The organism is Pseudomonas sp. Kh14 (assembly GCF_900291005.1).
Lineage (GTDB): Bacteria > Pseudomonadota > Gammaproteobacteria > Pseudomonadales > Pseudomonadaceae > Aquipseudomonas > Aquipseudomonas alloputida.
Genome location: NZ_OLKJ01000017.1, coordinates 24,296 through 40,174, shown reverse-complemented (window position 1 = coordinate 40,174; position 15,879 = coordinate 24,296). Strand labels below are relative to the sequence as shown.

Annotated in this window: 15 protein-coding genes; 12 read left to right on the top strand and 3 right to left on the bottom strand. The window is 52.8% G+C overall.

Annotated features, from left to right (window positions below):
* Positions 1–157: 157 nt before the first annotated feature.
* Positions 158–859: an orotidine-5'-phosphate decarboxylase gene (pyrF, locus tag FQ668_RS08335; RefSeq protein WP_010952851.1), complete on the bottom strand. Its 702-nt coding sequence runs from the start codon at positions 857–859 to the stop codon at positions 158–160.
* Positions 860–1,042: 183 nt separating this feature from the next.
* Here pyrF and FQ668_RS08330 point away from each other — a divergent pair, with 183 nt between their 5' ends.
* The gene (locus tag FQ668_RS08330) at positions 1,043–1,210 is read left to right on the top strand and encodes a DUF2897 family protein (protein WP_119713389.1); all 168 of its coding nucleotides are present in this window, start codon (positions 1,043–1,045) and stop codon (positions 1,208–1,210) included.
* 91 nt (positions 1,211–1,301) lie between these two features.
* On the opposite strand, the gene FQ668_RS08325 is transcribed toward FQ668_RS08330, so the two are convergent.
* The gene (locus tag FQ668_RS08325) at positions 1,302–1,631 is read right to left on the bottom strand and encodes a ComEA family DNA-binding protein (protein ID WP_119713388.1); all 330 of its coding nucleotides are present in this window, start codon (positions 1,629–1,631) and stop codon (positions 1,302–1,304) included.
* 429 nt (positions 1,632–2,060) lie between these two features.
* On the opposite strand from FQ668_RS08325, the gene wecB reads away from it, so the two are divergent.
* Both wecB and FQ668_RS08315 read left to right on the top strand, forming a co-directional pair.
* The gene (gene wecB, locus FQ668_RS08320; RefSeq protein ID WP_119713387.1) at positions 2,061–3,203 is read left to right on the top strand and encodes a non-hydrolyzing UDP-N-acetylglucosamine 2-epimerase; all 1,143 of its coding nucleotides are present in this window, start codon (positions 2,061–2,063) and stop codon (positions 3,201–3,203) included.
* A 568-nt stretch (positions 3,204–3,771) separates the two neighbouring features.
* Positions 3,772–4,047, top strand: coding sequence for a DUF3077 domain-containing protein (locus FQ668_RS08315; RefSeq protein ID WP_014591988.1), 276 nt, complete (start codon positions 3,772–3,774; stop codon positions 4,045–4,047).
* Between the two features lie 195 nt (positions 4,048–4,242).
* Here the strand turns inward: FQ668_RS08315 and FQ668_RS08310 are convergent, their stop codons facing one another.
* On the bottom strand, positions 4,243–4,980 hold the full coding sequence (locus FQ668_RS08310; RefSeq protein WP_014591989.1) for a hypothetical protein: 738 nt from the start codon (positions 4,978–4,980) through the stop codon (positions 4,243–4,245).
* Between the two features lie 614 nt (positions 4,981–5,594).
* Here FQ668_RS08310 and FQ668_RS08305 point away from each other — a divergent pair.
* From FQ668_RS08305 to kdsB, 9 genes are all read left to right on the top strand, one after another.
* A complete protein-coding gene (locus FQ668_RS08305) occupies positions 5,595–6,386 on the top strand; it encodes an ABC transporter permease (RefSeq protein ID WP_080557816.1) in 792 nt (263 codons plus the stop codon).
* A gap of 13 nt (positions 6,387–6,399) precedes the next feature.
* Positions 6,400–7,053 carry an ABC transporter ATP-binding protein gene (locus FQ668_RS08300; protein ID WP_041167054.1) on the top strand — a complete coding sequence of 218 codons (654 nt, stop codon included), beginning with the start codon at positions 6,400–6,402 and terminating at the stop codon, positions 7,051–7,053.
* Between the two features lie 56 nt (positions 7,054–7,109).
* Positions 7,110–8,216 (top strand): ABC transporter permease, encoded by a 1,107-nt coding sequence (locus tag FQ668_RS08295; protein ID WP_041167055.1) that lies wholly within the window; start codon positions 7,110–7,112, stop codon positions 8,214–8,216.
* Complete coding sequence (locus FQ668_RS08290; RefSeq protein WP_238530835.1) at positions 8,209–9,300, top strand: polysaccharide biosynthesis/export family protein; 1,092 nt, start codon at positions 8,209–8,211, stop codon at positions 9,298–9,300. Before FQ668_RS08295 ends, FQ668_RS08290 begins: the two co-directional genes overlap by 8 nt.
* Before the next feature lie 83 nt (positions 9,301–9,383).
* Complete coding sequence (locus tag FQ668_RS08285; protein WP_080557817.1) at positions 9,384–10,364, top strand: glycosyltransferase family 4 protein; 981 nt, start codon at positions 9,384–9,386, stop codon at positions 10,362–10,364.
* On the top strand, positions 10,361–12,154 hold the full coding sequence (locus tag FQ668_RS08280) for a capsular biosynthesis protein CpsB (protein WP_110159864.1): 1,794 nt from the start codon (positions 10,361–10,363) through the stop codon (positions 12,152–12,154). The genes FQ668_RS08285 and FQ668_RS08280 overlap by 4 nt, the downstream gene beginning before the upstream one ends.
* A 62-nt stretch (positions 12,155–12,216) precedes the next feature.
* Entirely contained in the window at positions 12,217–13,704 is a 1,488-nt protein-coding gene (locus FQ668_RS08275) for a hypothetical protein (RefSeq protein ID WP_014591996.1), read from the top strand.
* 3 nt (positions 13,705–13,707) lie between these two features.
* Positions 13,708–14,550, top strand: coding sequence for a 3-deoxy-8-phosphooctulonate synthase (kdsA, locus tag FQ668_RS08270; protein WP_080557818.1), 843 nt, complete (start codon positions 13,708–13,710; stop codon positions 14,548–14,550).
* 34 nt (positions 14,551–14,584) lie between these two features.
* A complete protein-coding gene (kdsB, locus tag FQ668_RS08265) occupies positions 14,585–15,871 on the top strand; it encodes a 3-deoxy-manno-octulosonate cytidylyltransferase (RefSeq protein ID WP_014591998.1) in 1,287 nt (428 codons plus the stop codon).
* Positions 15,872–15,879 lie beyond the last annotated feature (8 nt).

The window sequence follows — 15,879 nt, the reverse complement described above, 5'->3', positions numbered from 1 at the left end:
AGCCACATCAATGGTTCGACACAGGCATCGGTGGCCCGAAAGGGCCAGGCCTGCCGGCCAATTTCCACCCGCCGTCCACCGTTGCCCCCGCCACCGTATTCGCGGTAACACACATCGGTGGTTCGGCGCAGGCCGTTGTCGGACAGCCGCAGGTTAATTACCCACGAATCTCCGCCACCACCGCTGCCAACGCTTGCGCAGGGTCTGCAGCCTGGCTGATCGGCCGGCCGATTACCAGGTAGTCCGAACCGGCATCCAGTGCCTGGCGTGGGGTGAGGATACGGCGCTGGTCATCCTGCGCGCTGCCCGCCGGGCGAATGCCCGGGGTCACCAATTGCAGCGAGGGATGCGCCGCCTTCAGTGCCGGGGCCTCGAGCGCCGAGCACACCAAACCGTCCATACCCGCTTTTTCCGCCAGCGCCGCCAAACGCAGCACTTGCTCTTGGGGGTCGACATCCAGACCAATGCCGGCCAGATCTTCACGCTCCATGCTGGTCAGCACGGTCACGCCAATCAGCAACGGCTGCGGGCCGCTGCGCTTGGCCAGTTCTTCACGGCAGGCCGCCATCATGCGCAGGCCACCGGAGCAATGCACGTTGACCATCCACACGCCCATCTCGGCGGCAGCCTTTACGGCCATGGCGGTGGTGTTGGGAATGTCGTGGAACTTGAGGTCCAGGAACACTTCGAAGCCCTTGTCACACAGGGTTTCGACAATGCCCGAAGCGCTGCTGGTGAACAGCTCCTTGCCAACCTTCACCCGGCACAGCGCAGGGTCAAGCTGGTCAGCCAGCTTCAGGGCGGCCTCACGGGTAGGGAAATCCAGGGCGACGATCAGGGGCGTCTGGCAGGCGGACATGGGCAGGGTCTCTTGGCAAGTCGAAAACGGCGCGCATTGTAAACGAAGTGGCGCAGGCTTTGGGGCCCGCAGGTCACGGAATTGGCCCAACAAGGCCTGGCACCTATAATTGAACCAACGGAACGGGCAATTGCTCAAAATTCATGTAACCGTTGCCCACGGCCCGATCTAAGGAGAACGACAATGCCCTGGTATGCCTGGCTGATACTCATCATAGCCCTCGGCTCGATTGTCGGCGGGTTGATGCTGCTGCGCGACACGGCCAAGAAACTGCCGCTGACCGAAGAACAACTGCGCAAGGTACATCAGCGCAATGCCGAGGCGGATGCCAAGGACGCAGAAGACCGTTAAAACACCCAGACCTTCAGGCGCTGCGCCTGTGGGAGCGCCCATTCCCGGCACGTAAAGGCCGGGCCAGGGCATCACCCCGGCCCCTGCCCGCTTACTCCACCATCACCTTGTCCCGGTTGCGCTCCAGCAACGCATTGCCTATCCCCTTTATCTCCAGCAGCTCATCCACCGAAGCAAACGGCCCATTGGCCTCGCGGTAGGCCACGATAGCCTCCGCCTTGGCCTTGCCAATGCCGTTCAGCTCCTTTTGCAGAGTGAGTGCATCCGCCGTGTTCAAGTCCAGCCTCGGCGCCTGCTGTGCCTGGGCCACCACCGGCACCGGTTCGGCCACTGCCATGTTGCTGGCCGGGGCGGCGCTAAGGGAGAAAGACAAACTGGCGAACAGCGGCAGCAGCAGGTACGACAGAACGTTATTGCGCATGGTCAACACTCCTTGGGTTGGTCATTTTCCAGCAGCCGCTTTCCTTCGGCTGCGCAACCAACCCTAGCGGGTAAGCCGGCCGCACAATACCCAACCTCCCCGGCGAATGGTTACCGAATCGGTCAGCAAAACGCTCAACTTCGCCCACCCACCAACCGTGGCTGTTTTCGCCCCGCTCGGCCCGGCCCTGAATGCACAAGGCCCTGGCCCTGTGCCTGTAGCCAAATCCCCGTTTGTCCGATACCCGCTGCCCACGAATGCCCAGCCATCCTCCTACAACGCCCGCCGAACAAGGCCCGCCCGGTAAACCGCCCTCCCCCAGTCGGTAAGCTTCCCCCCGGCAAACTGGCACGCCATTGCTCGCCTGCTAGATTTCTTGAGCAATGGAAACCGGCCTGCTTCAAGGACCCGAGCAAGAGGATCACTGCCGTGCCCCTCAGGACCCTGACTGTTTTCGGTACCCGCCCAGAAGCCATCAAGATGGCCCCGCTAGCCCTGCAATTGGCGCAGGACAGCCGCTTCGAAGCCCGCGTGTGCGTCACCGGCCAGCACCGGCAAATGCTCGATCAGGTGCTGGAGCTGTTCGGCATCAGCCCCGATTACGACTTGAACATCATGAAAGCCGGCCAGGACCTGACCGGTGTGACCACTGCCATCTTGCAAGGCATCCGACCGGTGCTGGCCACGTTCAAGCCCGACGTAGTGCTGGTGCACGGCGACACCGCCACCACCTTTGCCACCACTCTGGCGGCTTACTACCAGCAAATCCCCATTGCCCATGTTGAGGCCGGCCTGCGCACCAACAACCTGTATTCACCCTGGCCCGAAGAAGGCAACCGGCGCTTGACCGGGGCCCTTGCCGCGCTGCACTTCGCGCCCACCGCCACCTCGCGCGACAACCTGTTGCGCGAAGGCACCGACCCGGCGCACATCTTCACCACCGGCAACACCGTGATCGACGCCTTGCTGGAGGTGGAGCAAAAGCTGCAAAGCCCCGCGCTGAAGGCCCGTTTCGCCAGCCACTTCAGCTACCTGGCAGCCGAGCGCCGGCTGTTGCTGGTCACCGGCCACCGGCGCGAGAACTTTGGTGGCGGCTTCGAGCGCATCTGCCAGGCCCTGGTGCAGATTGCGCGGCAATTCCCCGAGTTGGACGTCGTGTACCCGGTCCACCTCAACCCCAACGTACGCGAGCCGGTCAACCGGCTGTTGGGGGATGTAAGCAACATCCACCTTGTCGAACCGCTGGATTACCTGCCATTCGTTTACCTCATGACCCGGGCCTGTGTGATTCTGACCGACTCGGGCGGCATTCAGGAGGAAGCGCCGGCCCTGGGCAAACCGGTGCTGGTGATGCGCGACACCACCGAGCGCCCGGAAGCCGTGGCGGCAGGTACGGTCAAGCTGGTGGGCACCGAAGTGGCATCGATTGTGCGGGCGTTGAGTACCTTGCTGACCGATGAGGCGGCGTATCGCGAAATGAGCTTCGCCCATAACCCCTATGGCGATGGCAAAGCCTGCGCGCGCATACGCGAAGCCCTGGCCACCTGGACCAGCCCCCACCGCTCAATGTAGGAGCGGGTTCACCCGCGAATACGATAGCCGCGACACCCCTGCCCCCCAGTAAAAACTGGCCAGCGGCCCACCCCGACCTGTGCCCCCCCCCCCGCTCGGCGTAGGAGCGGGTTGACCCGCGAATACGGTAGCCGCAGCACCGCTGAACACCCAGTAAAAACTGGCCAGCAGCCCCCCCCTTCCGCGTGTAAACCCACCCCAACAACGGTCAACAATCACCGCGAAGATATTTGCCTTGGAATGCACATTACTCACGTCAGACTTTCCTGAAACCCCGCCCCACCTCTTCAGCTCGGACAACCAAGCGAACTATCCTACGCGCCAGTCAGAAGCAGCTGAATTGTCGGGGAAATGCCTCAGGGATAACGTCACCGGGTCGCCATGTTGGTGACCGGGTGTGAGAACCTGATGCGAGCTACCTGGCTTGCCTGTCATGGCAGTCGTACGCGGGCAGACTTCGGTCTGGCCGAGCTTTGTAGCTCCCTCGGTTTCTCACCCCGTGTACGACTGCCGCCCTGGTCCGTGAGAAAGATCTGCGTGGCAGTTCCACCTATCAGGAGCAACTACCATGAAAAACAACAACCAATCCCCCCTCCTCACCGCAGGCATCGAAACCTTCCTCGAAGCCGGCAACCCCACCCTGTACCTGCTGCGCGTCCAACCCGGCGTCCCCGTCGATGACGCCTATGAACACGTCTCCGTCCTGCTGGGCTACTGCAAGCACCTGGTACGCGAAGGCGACATGGAAGACGACCACAAGATGCTGGGCGCTGCGGACTACCTGCTGGCCACCGCAAAAGCCCTGATGAACGACATCGAGATTGCGAAAAACAGGCACCACTGAAGGGAATGACGCGAGACCAGGCGAGGCTATGCCTCGCTTGCAGTCAGAAGAAATGGGCTTCATCAGGCCAGACGTGGCGAGGGCGAACCACTGCAGTGGCCAAGCCCCACACTGTGGGAGCGGGCGCGCCCGCGAACACCGGCACCGCCGGTGCCATCCACCCCATGCCTACAAGATCACAGCCCCACCCGCCGCTCAAATCTCACTGCGCGGATAAACACTGATAAACGCCGAAATGGCAATTGCATCCCCATCATCCACCTTCACCCGCGGGCTCTGCCCCGAGCGTTTGATATCCGAGGCAAAATCAGCCGTCTTGAATGCCTGCTCAAGCTCGTCACCGCCCACCCCGGCATAAACGACCACCTGGGTACCGGTATTGTGCTTTTGCAGGGGCAGCTGCTTGATCTGAACCTGCACGCCCGCCTTGGTCAGCGCAACGGCAATTTCCTTGGCAAAGCGCACAGCTTCCTTGTCATCTTTGTGGATATTCAGCAACACCACCGGTGCCAGCGTCTTAGCCTTCAGCTCGCCCGCCAATGCCTTGAACGCATCATGCGCCTGCGGCGTCAGCGCTCTGGGCTTCAGGCTGGCCTCCAGCTTCAACCGCTCGGCCCTCTCGCGCTCCAGTTCGGCCCTGAGCGCATCGTTCTGCTCAATGAGTTGCTCGATCTCCAGCCTGGCCTGCACGTCCGACTCGTGGACGACAGTAACCGCCTGCGCCCCCCGGGAAACGGGCACTTCGGCTTGCTGGTTTTTTACATCCGAGGTCATATGGGCAATGATCATCGCACTGGCGGCGATCAGCGCAGCGATGACCGCAGTGGCAGAGGCTATGGCATGGATAAGGCTGGCTGCGTCTGCTGAAATATCAGGCATAAACAACTTCTTGAAGTTAGGGATGTTCATCGTTTCACGGTCAGGCAGGCGCATCGGGCGGATGCTCTGGTACGGATACAAGTCAAGCCAAGAAGGCTAGTGAGGTCTGGCAGAGTGCCATAATTTTGCGGATTTTGCTGTAAACACATGGGTTTCGCGGCCACTGTCGCAGGTTTGCTTGCGCTTGAAATTACGCTTCCTGAAGCTACCTCCGCCTTCGGAAGGCACCCCTACCCCTCAATTATCGCTGCAAAAATCTGCGGGTCGGGTGCACTTTTTGGTCGTAAACCTTACAGTCAGCGACTGCCCATCAAAACCCCATGCCTTGGCTGCACAGTGTGAACCCATTCACTTCCAAAACGGTCCGTCCAGCGTAAGCTGTGAAGCAATGTCGGAAACAAAAATCTGTAGGTTCACGACTTCCCAAATCGATATCAATATGCCACCATCAATCTACGCCATTCGTCTCGAATGCGGCTAAAGGATTAGAACTTTCGGTTGCATTTGCAGCGTCTTGCTTGACGCTTACGCCCTCTCGCGCTTACCCTTCCGCCCCTTAGAACAGGGAAGTGTCCGGAAGATCCGTCTGAAATCGCCCCAGGGCGAACCTTTCCTGAAGATGAATTCCGGCGTGCCTAGGCGCGCTGCATTGCTTTGCGGTCGCCATCTTGAAAGCTCGTTCGTCTTTACAGATACAGAAATCGGTTATTTTCGCCTTAGTCCTGCGCGAGGCCCGTGCTCGCGTTGGCGGTAGTCGCCTCGGGGCAGTGTGGATGCTGCTTGAGCCGCTGATCCACCTTTTGCTGTTCTCTGTGCTGTTCGCGATGATGCGCGGTCGTACAATCTCTGGCGTGGAATACCCTGTATTCATCCTGGTTGGAATGGCGCCGTTCCTACTCTATCGCAACACCGCTCTCCGGCTAATGGATAGCCTTCGAGAAAACCGATCGTTGTTTGGCTACAAGCAAATTAAGCCCTTGGACACCTACGTTGCTCGGGTAATTGTAGAAACATGCATTGCCGCTACCGTCTACGCCATTCTGGTATTTGGCTTCGCGTGGTTCGGCTTTGACATGTCAGTCCATAGCCCCCTGCAGTGGGTTGCCACACTACTGCTTGGACTCTTGTTCGCCTTCGGACTAGGAATGCTCCTAGCCCTGATTACCCACGCCCTTCCAAGCCTGAAAATTGTCATTCGCATGGCCTTTTTTCCCCTTTACTTCGTTTCAGGCGTACTAATCCCTGCCTCATACCTCCCCCAAGCTATGATGCCGGTGCTACTGCTTAACCCTTTCCTGCACATCCTTGAGCTAATCCGAGCTGAAGTCTTGCCTCAGTATACGCCTGTTGATGGGGTATCCGAGGCGTATGTCATTAGCTTCGCCCTGGTATTGCTGTTCCTATCTCTGGGCGCATACCGTGCCCGAAGAATGCATTTGATTTCCACCAAGAACGGTTAAGTACAGGCCAAACGTGTTCGAACTAAGAAACGTCACCAAGTCGTACCTCACCCCGAACGGTCGGAGGTATGTCTTCCGCAACCTGTCGTTAGCTATACCGCCAGGTAAGAATATTGGACTGATCGGTCGCAACGGTGCTGGTAAATCCACCCTAATGCGTCTTCTCGGCGGAGCAGATGTGCCCGACTCTGGAAGCATAATTACCGATCGAAGCATCTCCTGGCCAGTCGGATTGGCGGGGGGCTTCCAAGGCAGTATGACAGGACGTGACAATATCAAGTTTGTCTGCCGTATCTACGGAGCAACCGGCGATGCAATGCGCGAAAAGATTCGTTACGTCCAGGATTTTGCCGAAATTGGTGACTGGATCGACGAACCAATTAAGACCTATTCTTCCGGTATGCGCTCACGCGTGGCGTTCGGCCTAAGCATGGCATTTGACTTCGATTACTACCTTATTGACGAAGTAATGTCGGTGGGCGATGCCCAATTCAAACGTAAATGCGCCGATGTCTTCCAAGAAAAACTGCAAAAATCCAACATTGTGCTAGTTACCCATACAATGTCCGAGGTTGAAAAACTTTGCGACGTGGTACTACTGGTACGAAATGGTGATATCCAAGTTTACGATGATGTATCTGAAGGTATAAAGGCTTACAGCAGCTGAAACAACCCAATCATAATTTCAAGCGGTACCGTTCGATATCAAGGATGCATCCAAATATGAGCAGTAGGGGTAAAAAGAAGGGCTGGCACTTGGCGATCGCCATGGTAGTCTTACCAATGATCCTGGCAGGTGTGTACTACAGCGTATTTGCTGTCGACCGCTTCGTCAGCTCCGCTCAAGTGGTGGTACGTCAGGATGGCAATAATCAAGGTGCTCAAGTACCGGGACTTGCCACCTTGCTGACTGGCACCAATCCGGCTTCGCGGGAAGAGACTCTTTACCTGCGCGAATTCATCACGTCTATGGACATGATGTTGCTGCTTGAAGACCGCGTAAAGTGGATTGAGCAATACGCCGCTCAACGCAGCGACGTCTTTTTCTGGCTCGACAAAGACGCCCCTCGCGAAGATCTGCTCAAGTACTACCAGCGCATGGTATCGGCACACTACGATGAAACAACTGGACTCCTACGCGTTGAAGTCCAGGCGTTCACTCCCGAATTGTCCGAAAAAATGCTGCGAGTCATCCTTCAGGCCAGCGAACACTTCGTTAACGAAGTCAGTCACAACATTGCACGCGAGCAAATGAAATTTGCTCAAGGCGAATTGGAAACGGCGCGGCTTAATTACTCCAAACGTAAGACTCAATTGCTGAACTTCCAGAACGACAATAAAGTTTTGGATGGCGGTAACACGGCGCAAAGCCGCGCCACCATCATTGCCGACCTTGAAGGACAGTACACCAAAGAGCAAGCCGCACTCACAGAGATGTCTTTTAAACTACGAGGCGACGCCCCTCAAATTCGTCAGCAAAAGCAAAAAGTTCAAGCGATCACTCAACAATTAGCCAAAGAAAAACGATTGTTGGTTTCCTCGCCTCAGGGTTCTCAATTGAACGTCGTAGCTTCTCGCTACCAACAATTAACCTTGGATGCAGGGATTGCGGAAGAGACCTACAAAACGGCTGTCGCTGCACTTGACAATGCGCGTGTCGAAGCAAGCAAAAAAATTCGTACTTTAGTCACAGTTGTTAGCCCTAATACTCCACAACTCGCCTTGTACCCGGAGCGCTGGTACAACCTGGCAACAATTTTGCTGGGTCTCCTGATGGTCTACGGTATCACCCGCTTCATTCTGGCTTCAATCGAGGATCACCGTGATTAAATCACTGAGCGTCTCTATGACATTTAACCTCAAAATCATGGCGGTCGTGCTCGCGACTGCAGGGCTGACTGGCTGCGGCGGCACCTTGTCAGGCGCCGGGCCATACAAGGGCACAATTGAAAGCAAAAACGAGGCTTACAATCTCGTTGATATCGACGCCCGCACAATTGCTCCTTACATGCAAGGGGCCGCTCGCCCAGCACTAGCCAGCGTGACAAAACCTACTCCGCCAGAAGTCCGGCTGATGGCGGGTGATACGCTTAATGTACTCATTGCCGACACCGCTCCCGAAGGATCGGCATTGTTTGCACCTCTTGCTACCGGCGGCACCCAGTTGAAGTCTCGCATCGACGCGCAAGGTATGCTTTCACTTCCCTACGTTGGTCGGCAATTCGTTGCCGGGATGACACTCAACGAAGTGGAAAATATGATTCGCCGCCAGCTCAAGGGAATTACGTCAGACGTACAAACTCATGTCGAACTCGTTGGGGATCTTTCTGGCTCCGTATTAGTTGCGGGAGCAGTCAAAGCTCCAGGTCGCTTCAGTACGTTGCAAGGCCCGCTAACGCTCCTTGACGCTGTCAACCAAGCAGGAGGCCCAGTCATGGAGCCTCACCTTGTCAATGTCACGGTGCGTACAGGCAGCGAAGTTAGACAGTTCAATTACGAAGACATCCTCGCTGGCAACAACATGGTTCTGCGCCCTAATTCGGAAGTAGTTTTAGATCGCGCACGCCAGAGATTCGTTGCAATGGGTGCAGTAGGCGAACCTGGCCTCAAAGATCTTCCAAGCCAGCATACCAGCTTGCTAGATGCACTTGGTAGTGTAGGAGGATTACGGGAAGCAAATGCTAACCCAGAGGGTGTCTTTGTATTCAGGATGGGCGACGGTCCGAACGCCAAGCCCACAGTGCTTCGCTTGAACATGCGAGACCCAGCAGCAATTTTCTACGCCAGGCAGATTGCAGTTAAGCCCGACGATACCATTTACGTCACAAACGCAGCGGTATACGAATGGCAAAAAGTTATCGGCCCAATCGTTCAAACAATGGTTCTAGGTCGAACAGCAGGAGCTTACAACTAAAATCAGAATCTGATTTTACCGACTATTAATTAAACACCCACTCAGCTATAAACATACGAATTTTCAGGGCAGAAAAATCGAAAATGGCCATAACCATCAACCACGTCACATCAAATAACGTTCATAGCGGTATATTTGAGGATATCTTCAGATACTTTTCTCGCTACACCGAGGGCTTCGCGGAACATGTCGTAAGTGAAAAACCGATCATTGGGGCTCACGTACGCCACTATCACCGTCCTCATCTCGAAGATAAGCTCATTTCCCCTTGCGTCGTGACGGTTCACCACGATTTGGACGATCCTGATGGCTGGCTTTCTATCGATGCATTTCTCGACCGCTATCGAGAAGCGGATGTAGTTATCTGCCTGAATACTATTCAGCAAAAAATATTGGCCAAACACGGTATTCATCATACACGTGTTGTACCGCATGGCTACAACCAACATCTGATTGACCCTGCACGAGCCAAGGGCCGTATCAAACGAGAAAAGTTTACGCTTGCCATTGTATCTAAACGGTACGGTCGGAAAGTTAAGGGGGAGGCCTATCTGTTTGAGCTGGCGAAACGACTCGACCCCTCATTAATCGAGTTTTTCCTTGTAGGCGACGGCCGAGCAGAGGAAGGTCGCATTTTCCGTCAACTCGGCTTCAACACCGAGGTTTATGAAAAGCTACCATACGCCACCCTGATTGATGCATATCGGGGTATCGATGCACTACTCATGACCAGTTACTTTGAAGGCGGCCCAGCCAATATTCCTGAGGCTGCAGCAATGGGCGTCCCGGTTTTGTCGAACCCGATCGGAATGGTTCCCGACCTTATTGACGACGGACTGCATGGCATCTACTTGACCATGGACCCATCTATTGATGCGGAAACCATTAATCGACTGGCGGCCGATGAAGACAACATCTACTCCGACCTTCTTCACACCAGCCAAACTGCAAGCCAAAACTTAATTACCTGGCAGGATTCCATTCTTGGAAATGTCAAGCAGCATGTAAGCCTCCTGAAAGGTAGTCACGACTCTATCACCAAAGCGCTGGAGGCAACCGCATGAGCAAGTTTCTCATCGCCGATCCGGTACACATCCATGCCCGTAACTTCGGTAGCCTTTTCGACTATTTCGCCGACAAAAAGGCGACCACAGTATTTAACGAAGAGTTCAAACCATGGATGAGCGCCTTTGGTAACTACACCGAATTCCAGAAGCCGCTGAAAGAAAATTATTCTAAGCTGAAGAAACTAGAAGCAAACGAGCTTTTCGACTTCAGCGTGATGCAAATAAATCTGTTCAAGGTATGCAGAGCAGAAATTCTCTCGCTGGTAATAACCTCCGAAGATATGCGCAGCACCCCACTGCCTGATAATACACGCGAGCTTTTTGATATTTTGTACAGCGCGCACAAGGATACCCTCCTCTGGAATATGGCTGCCGCCATCCACTGGATCGAATTCTGGTCGGCAATGCTGAAACGGCACAATCCGAAATTCGTCCTTGTATTCTCCGGAAGCCTGACATACGCGCGATCTCTTCTTGAGGCAGTGCGTACTCATACTGCCCGAATCTTCGTATTAGAGAGCTTCTTTACCGGCAACGACAACTATGTCGAAGAGAAGTTTGAGCCTATCGCAAACAATTCAAACCTCAAGCATCTGGCATACTACAATTCTCTTGAGCCGAACTTGACACCTGCGGAGCGCGACCGCGAACGAAACAAAGCCATCAACAAAGTCATTTCCTCAAAGAACAAAAACGTTAATCAACCAGAAGAAACCAAAGTAAAGCTCTTCAAAAACGAAAAAAAGACCATTCTAATCACCGGCCAAGTACTAAATGACTTCTCAGTCCTTGAGTACAAAGGTGTAGGCCTGAATAGCATTGCCTTTTACATAGAGCTTATCAAAAAACTTCTAACCCGCACCGATCTGAATATTATATTCAAGGCACATCCGTGGGAGCGAAAGAAGAAAAATATTCAGTCCCCGCTTACACTTGATACTTTGTGTAAAGAATTCAACACATCACCAAGTATCACAACAGCCAATGATCGACTAGTTTTCATTGAGGACTTCAATATCAAGTCCCTCTTCAGGCAAGTTGATTTTGTCGCAGGGATCAACTCGCAGGCACTTATTGAAGCAGCCTTTGAAGGCTATCAACCAATTCAGTTTGGCAACGCGTTCTATGGAAAAAAAGGCTTTACTTCGGACTACACTACCGAGAACCTTGATCAATTCATAGACGATATAAATAAAGGTGCAGTCCCTAGCCAACTGGGAATTAATGAATACCGCAACTATGAAACCTTCCTGCTTCGCACGCTGCAGTATTCGTTAGTTTCGGCTTTCCCTTCCGGAAAAGCTCAATTGAGCACGATGTTCAATCTCCCATCGCATGTGGCTATCCTAAAGGGCCCACCAGCAGTCGCCCCTGCGAAGCCTGCTGCCCCGACGAAGCCTAATGCTCCGGTAGCTAAGCCAGCAACCCCAGCTAACGCAGCTACGCCCGCAGCAGTAACGCCTGCACCCAAACCGACAGCACCTGTCCCGCCCGCAACGCCCCAGGCAAGCCCAGCAGCTGCTAAGGTAGTTGCTGCCCCTGCCACTCCATCTCCTGCAATAGTTGCTGCCCCTGCTGCAACCAAGCCAGCTGACCCTGTGGACGCGCCAGCAACCGCTGAAAAGAGTCAAACTGAGCTAGCTAAGATCGAAGCGGCAGAGAAAAAAAAGAAAAAATGGCAAAAGTTCTGGAAAACTCCCAAACGTTTTTTTTTGGACTCAAAAAACAAGCGCGTCCGTTGGATGCACATCTTCTTTCCTAAAAAGCTGAGTTTCTCAGGCAAATAACACTTAACCGTCAAGGCCAGGAATAACCACAATAATATCCTGGCCTGCTACTAGGACAAAATGTGACAATAGAATTCGATCTTGCGCAAATAATCGAGAGAAACGAAAAAATTGTCTCAGGGAAGAGAGTTCTTTACGTCAAGCAGGAACCGGAGAAACACTCTCAAAACCTATTAATCGTCATGAGCGCTCATAATCATGGCGAAAAATATATGGCTCTGCGTTCTTTTCTTAGCAAGCAGACATGCGATTTGCTTTTCATCACTGACCCCAAGAACACTTGGTACCTAGATGATGACAATGGCGCAACATATCAAACCATTATTTCGTATTTCACTAAGAACTATGAAAGCAGAAACGTGTTCCTTTTTGGTTCATCAATGTCTGGGTACGGCGCGATTCTCCACGCACTGAAGCTAAACCACAACGCCATCGCGTCCAACCCACAGATCAACCTCGACATTACAAAAGATTATTCCTGGCCCGAGCTGGTTGAGCACATTTCCAGCATAAAAGGCAACCATACAAACATCGAAGAAATTGCCCCCTTCATTTGGAAGGACTCTGCAGTCTACATTATCCATGGCCATGATGATATTGACACTATCAATGCCAGCCTTCTACTCAATGCTGTCCCCAATAATAGAAAACTAATAATCCAAACTGTCGATAGTGATGCACATACATTTTACTTCGGGAAAAATGTAGATTATGTCTTTGACGTAATATCAATGCTGTCAATATTTAGGACAAAACTAGACCTTTCTACTACGGTGAACGACTTAGCAACAGAGTCCAGTAATGTTAAAAAAATGCTCAGAGCTGAGCGCAGACAATTAAACGTAATTGACCCGTATCGCTCCCTGAACATCTCAGAGAATGCTGTCTCATGGCAAGAACGTTACCTTCATGAAGAACTCGGCAAGCTCGTACATTTCGCTAATATAGGACTGTACACAGGTAGCGAATTATCGGGCGGCACCTGTTTTTATGATGGACGCGGATGGCGTCTAATTAGCGTCCCTTATGAAATGGGCGACAACCTCATAGCCGGCAATGAATTCATCACCCAAGGTGTGATTTCTGCATTCACGAACAACGCCTACTTTAATGATTACTGGTGGATCCGAAACGAAGCCGAATCATCCGTCACAATTTCAGGCGCGCATAATTTTTGCGAAATAGTAATTTCCGAAGCGAAAAATAAAAACATCTATATCAATTCGAGCATACCCAGCAATATCGATGTCGCAGAAATCAAAGGCCAGTACCTCACCTTCACTGCCGACATCTACACAAGCGAAGGCGAAGTATCACTCACCCTTGGCGGAGTTGGGGATGTGGGTTACCATCACAAAAATTCAGAGAAAAACACTCCGGGAACCTGGAGTAGACTTGTAGTCTTTGAGCAATTCACGTCGATCAAAGAAAGTCATAAAGATCGAATCTTTGTAAGATTCAACCTGGCGACAGACGGAAAGCCCAAAGTCATCCGAATTAAAAATGCCTGCTTGGCCATTGGCTATTTCCCCATGGGCTTTACTGAGTAAATCATGATGAAAATCACCTCCACTATTGAATGCTCCAATCACGCTCCATTCGTACTCTTCGGAGGCATTAACGTTCTTGAGTCAGAATATCTGGCTCTTACTGCCTGTGCTGAGTATGTCCGCGTCACTGAAAAGCTGGGAATCCCCTACGTATTCAAAGCAAGCTTTGACAAGGCTAACCGCTCGTCCATCCACTCCTATCGCGGCCCAGGGATGGAAGAAGGATTGCGTATCTTTGAGAAGGTTAAGGCTGAGTTCGGTGTACCGGTAATCACTGATGTTCACGAAATTTACCAAGCTGCCCCGGTTGCCGAAGTTGTCGATGTACTGCAATTGCCCGCATTTCTGGCACGCCAAACAGACCTGGTTGTCGCACTAGCGAAAACAGGTAAACCGGTAAATATCAAGAAACCACAATTCCTCAGTCCTTCGCAAGTACAAAATATCGTTCACAAATTTAAAGAAGCCGGAAATGACCAACTGATTCTGTGCGACCGCGGCAGCTGCATGGGATACGACAATCTCGTAGTTGATATGCTCGGTTTCGGTGTAATGAAGCGCACTTGCGATGACTTACCAGTTATTTTCGATGTCACTCATGCTCTTCAGAACCGTGATCCTTCAGGGGCTGCTTCCGGTGGCCGTCGCGAGCAAGTAGTCGACTTAGCTCGAGCAGGTATGGCAGTAGGCTTAGCAGGACTTTTCCTGGAGTCGCACCCAAACCCGGATAAGGCCAAATGCGATGGTCCCAGCGCACTGCCACTGGATAAACTTGAACCATTCCTGGCGCAAATCAAAGCTGTTGATGATCTTGTTAAATCGCTTCCTCAGCTGACCATCGATTAAAGATATTGACCGTTTCAAGACAAGGATTGTGATTATGGCAGGCTCTAATCCACGTGTTGCGATCGTCATCCCGGCACGGTACGGCTCAACACGCTTGCCTGGTAAGCCGCTGGCTGATATCGCTGGTAAACCAATGGTCCAGCATGTCTATGAACGTGCCTTACAGGTGAAAAGTGCCGAACAGGTGATCATTGCTACTGATGACGAGCGAGTTGCTAAAGCAGTGCAGCAGTTCGGTGGTCAATATGTAATGACATCGCCTGATCATCCCTCCGGCACAGATCGGCTTGCGGAAGTAATGCGTCAAGTTGAAGCTGATATATATATAAATCTACAAGGTGATGAACCGCTGGTCCGCCCTGAAGATATCGAAACCCTAGTATCCGGGATGCTGGCCGATAATAGCGTTAGCGTTGGCACTTTGTGTCATCATATTAATGCTCAAGAAGCCCGAAACCCCAACACTGTGAAAGTAGTATTAGCGGCTAATGGCAACGCTCTTTACTTCAGTCGCTCATCGATACCGTTCCCGCGGGAGAGCGAAGCTGCAACCTACCTAAAACATGTCGGTGTCTATGCTTATCGCCGTAATGTTTTAGCCGAGTATGCAAGCCTTGCACAACCCATGATTGAAAATGCAGAGAAGCTTGAGCAACTGCGCCTGCTAGCGGCTGGTTACTGCATTCGCGCCTACCATGTAGAACCTACTGGACCTGGCGTCGATACCCCCGAGTGCCTTGAGCAAGTACGTTCAATCATGAGTGGGCTGCGTCCTGATTCCGCACCAACACTTTCGAATATCCAGCTTGTAATTACCGACGTTGATGGAGTATTAACCGATGGCGGCATCTATTATGACGCAAGCGGTGAGTGCCTTAAGAGATTCCACGTCCGAGATGGCATGGGGATGCGTCTGCTGGAAGAGAACGGAGTACGTGTAGCTGTACTGTCAGGCCGGGACTCAGCGACACTTCGCAAGCGTGTGGCTGATTTAGGTGTAACACTATTCCAGTTTGGCGTGAAAGATAAATTTTCTGCCTGCGAGGAGTTAATGTCCAAAGCTGGCGTAGACAAACTGCAGACGGCTTGCATAGGTGATGACTGCATTGATTTGCCCGCATTTGCAGCGTGCGGCATCTCTTTTGCTGTTGCCGACGCTCCGGCATATGTGAAAGAAACAGCAACCTATACACTGACGGCAACTGGCGGAACCGGTGCATTTAGAGAAGTCGCCGATGCTATCCTTTTCGCCAAGGGCAAAGAAGCTGTACTCAACACAGCTACAGGCTACGCCAAAGTAATGTCAAAGATGGCCCAATAATAAGCTAA

What these genes read in the sequence shown, in the direction of transcription:
- FQ668_RS08315 (WP_014591988.1), top strand. Translation starts at nt 3,772, where the DNA reads ATGAAAAACAACAACCAATCCCCCCTCCTCACCGCAGGCATCGAAACC.
- kdsA (WP_080557818.1), top strand. Translation starts at nt 13,708, where the DNA reads ATGATGAAAATCACCTCCACTATTGAATGCTCCAATCACGCTCCATTC.
- FQ668_RS08325 (WP_119713388.1), bottom strand. Translation starts at nt 1,631, where the DNA reads ATGCGCAATAACGTTCTGTCGTACCTGCTGCTGCCGCTGTTCGCCAGT.
- FQ668_RS08285 (WP_080557817.1), top strand. Translation starts at nt 9,384, where the DNA reads ATGGCCATAACCATCAACCACGTCACATCAAATAACGTTCATAGCGGT.
- FQ668_RS08295 (WP_041167055.1), top strand. Translation starts at nt 7,110, where the DNA reads ATGAGCAGTAGGGGTAAAAAGAAGGGCTGGCACTTGGCGATCGCCATG.
- pyrF (WP_010952851.1), bottom strand. Translation starts at nt 859, where the DNA reads ATGTCCGCCTGCCAGACGCCCCTGATCGTCGCCCTGGATTTCCCTACC.
- FQ668_RS08280 (WP_110159864.1), top strand. Translation starts at nt 10,361, where the DNA reads ATGAGCAAGTTTCTCATCGCCGATCCGGTACACATCCATGCCCGTAAC.
- kdsB (WP_014591998.1), top strand. Translation starts at nt 14,585, where the DNA reads ATGGCAGGCTCTAATCCACGTGTTGCGATCGTCATCCCGGCACGGTAC.
- FQ668_RS08310 (WP_014591989.1), bottom strand. Translation starts at nt 4,980, where the DNA reads ATGCGCCTGCCTGACCGTGAAACGATGAACATCCCTAACTTCAAGAAG.
- FQ668_RS08330 (WP_119713389.1), top strand. Translation starts at nt 1,043, where the DNA reads ATGCCCTGGTATGCCTGGCTGATACTCATCATAGCCCTCGGCTCGATT.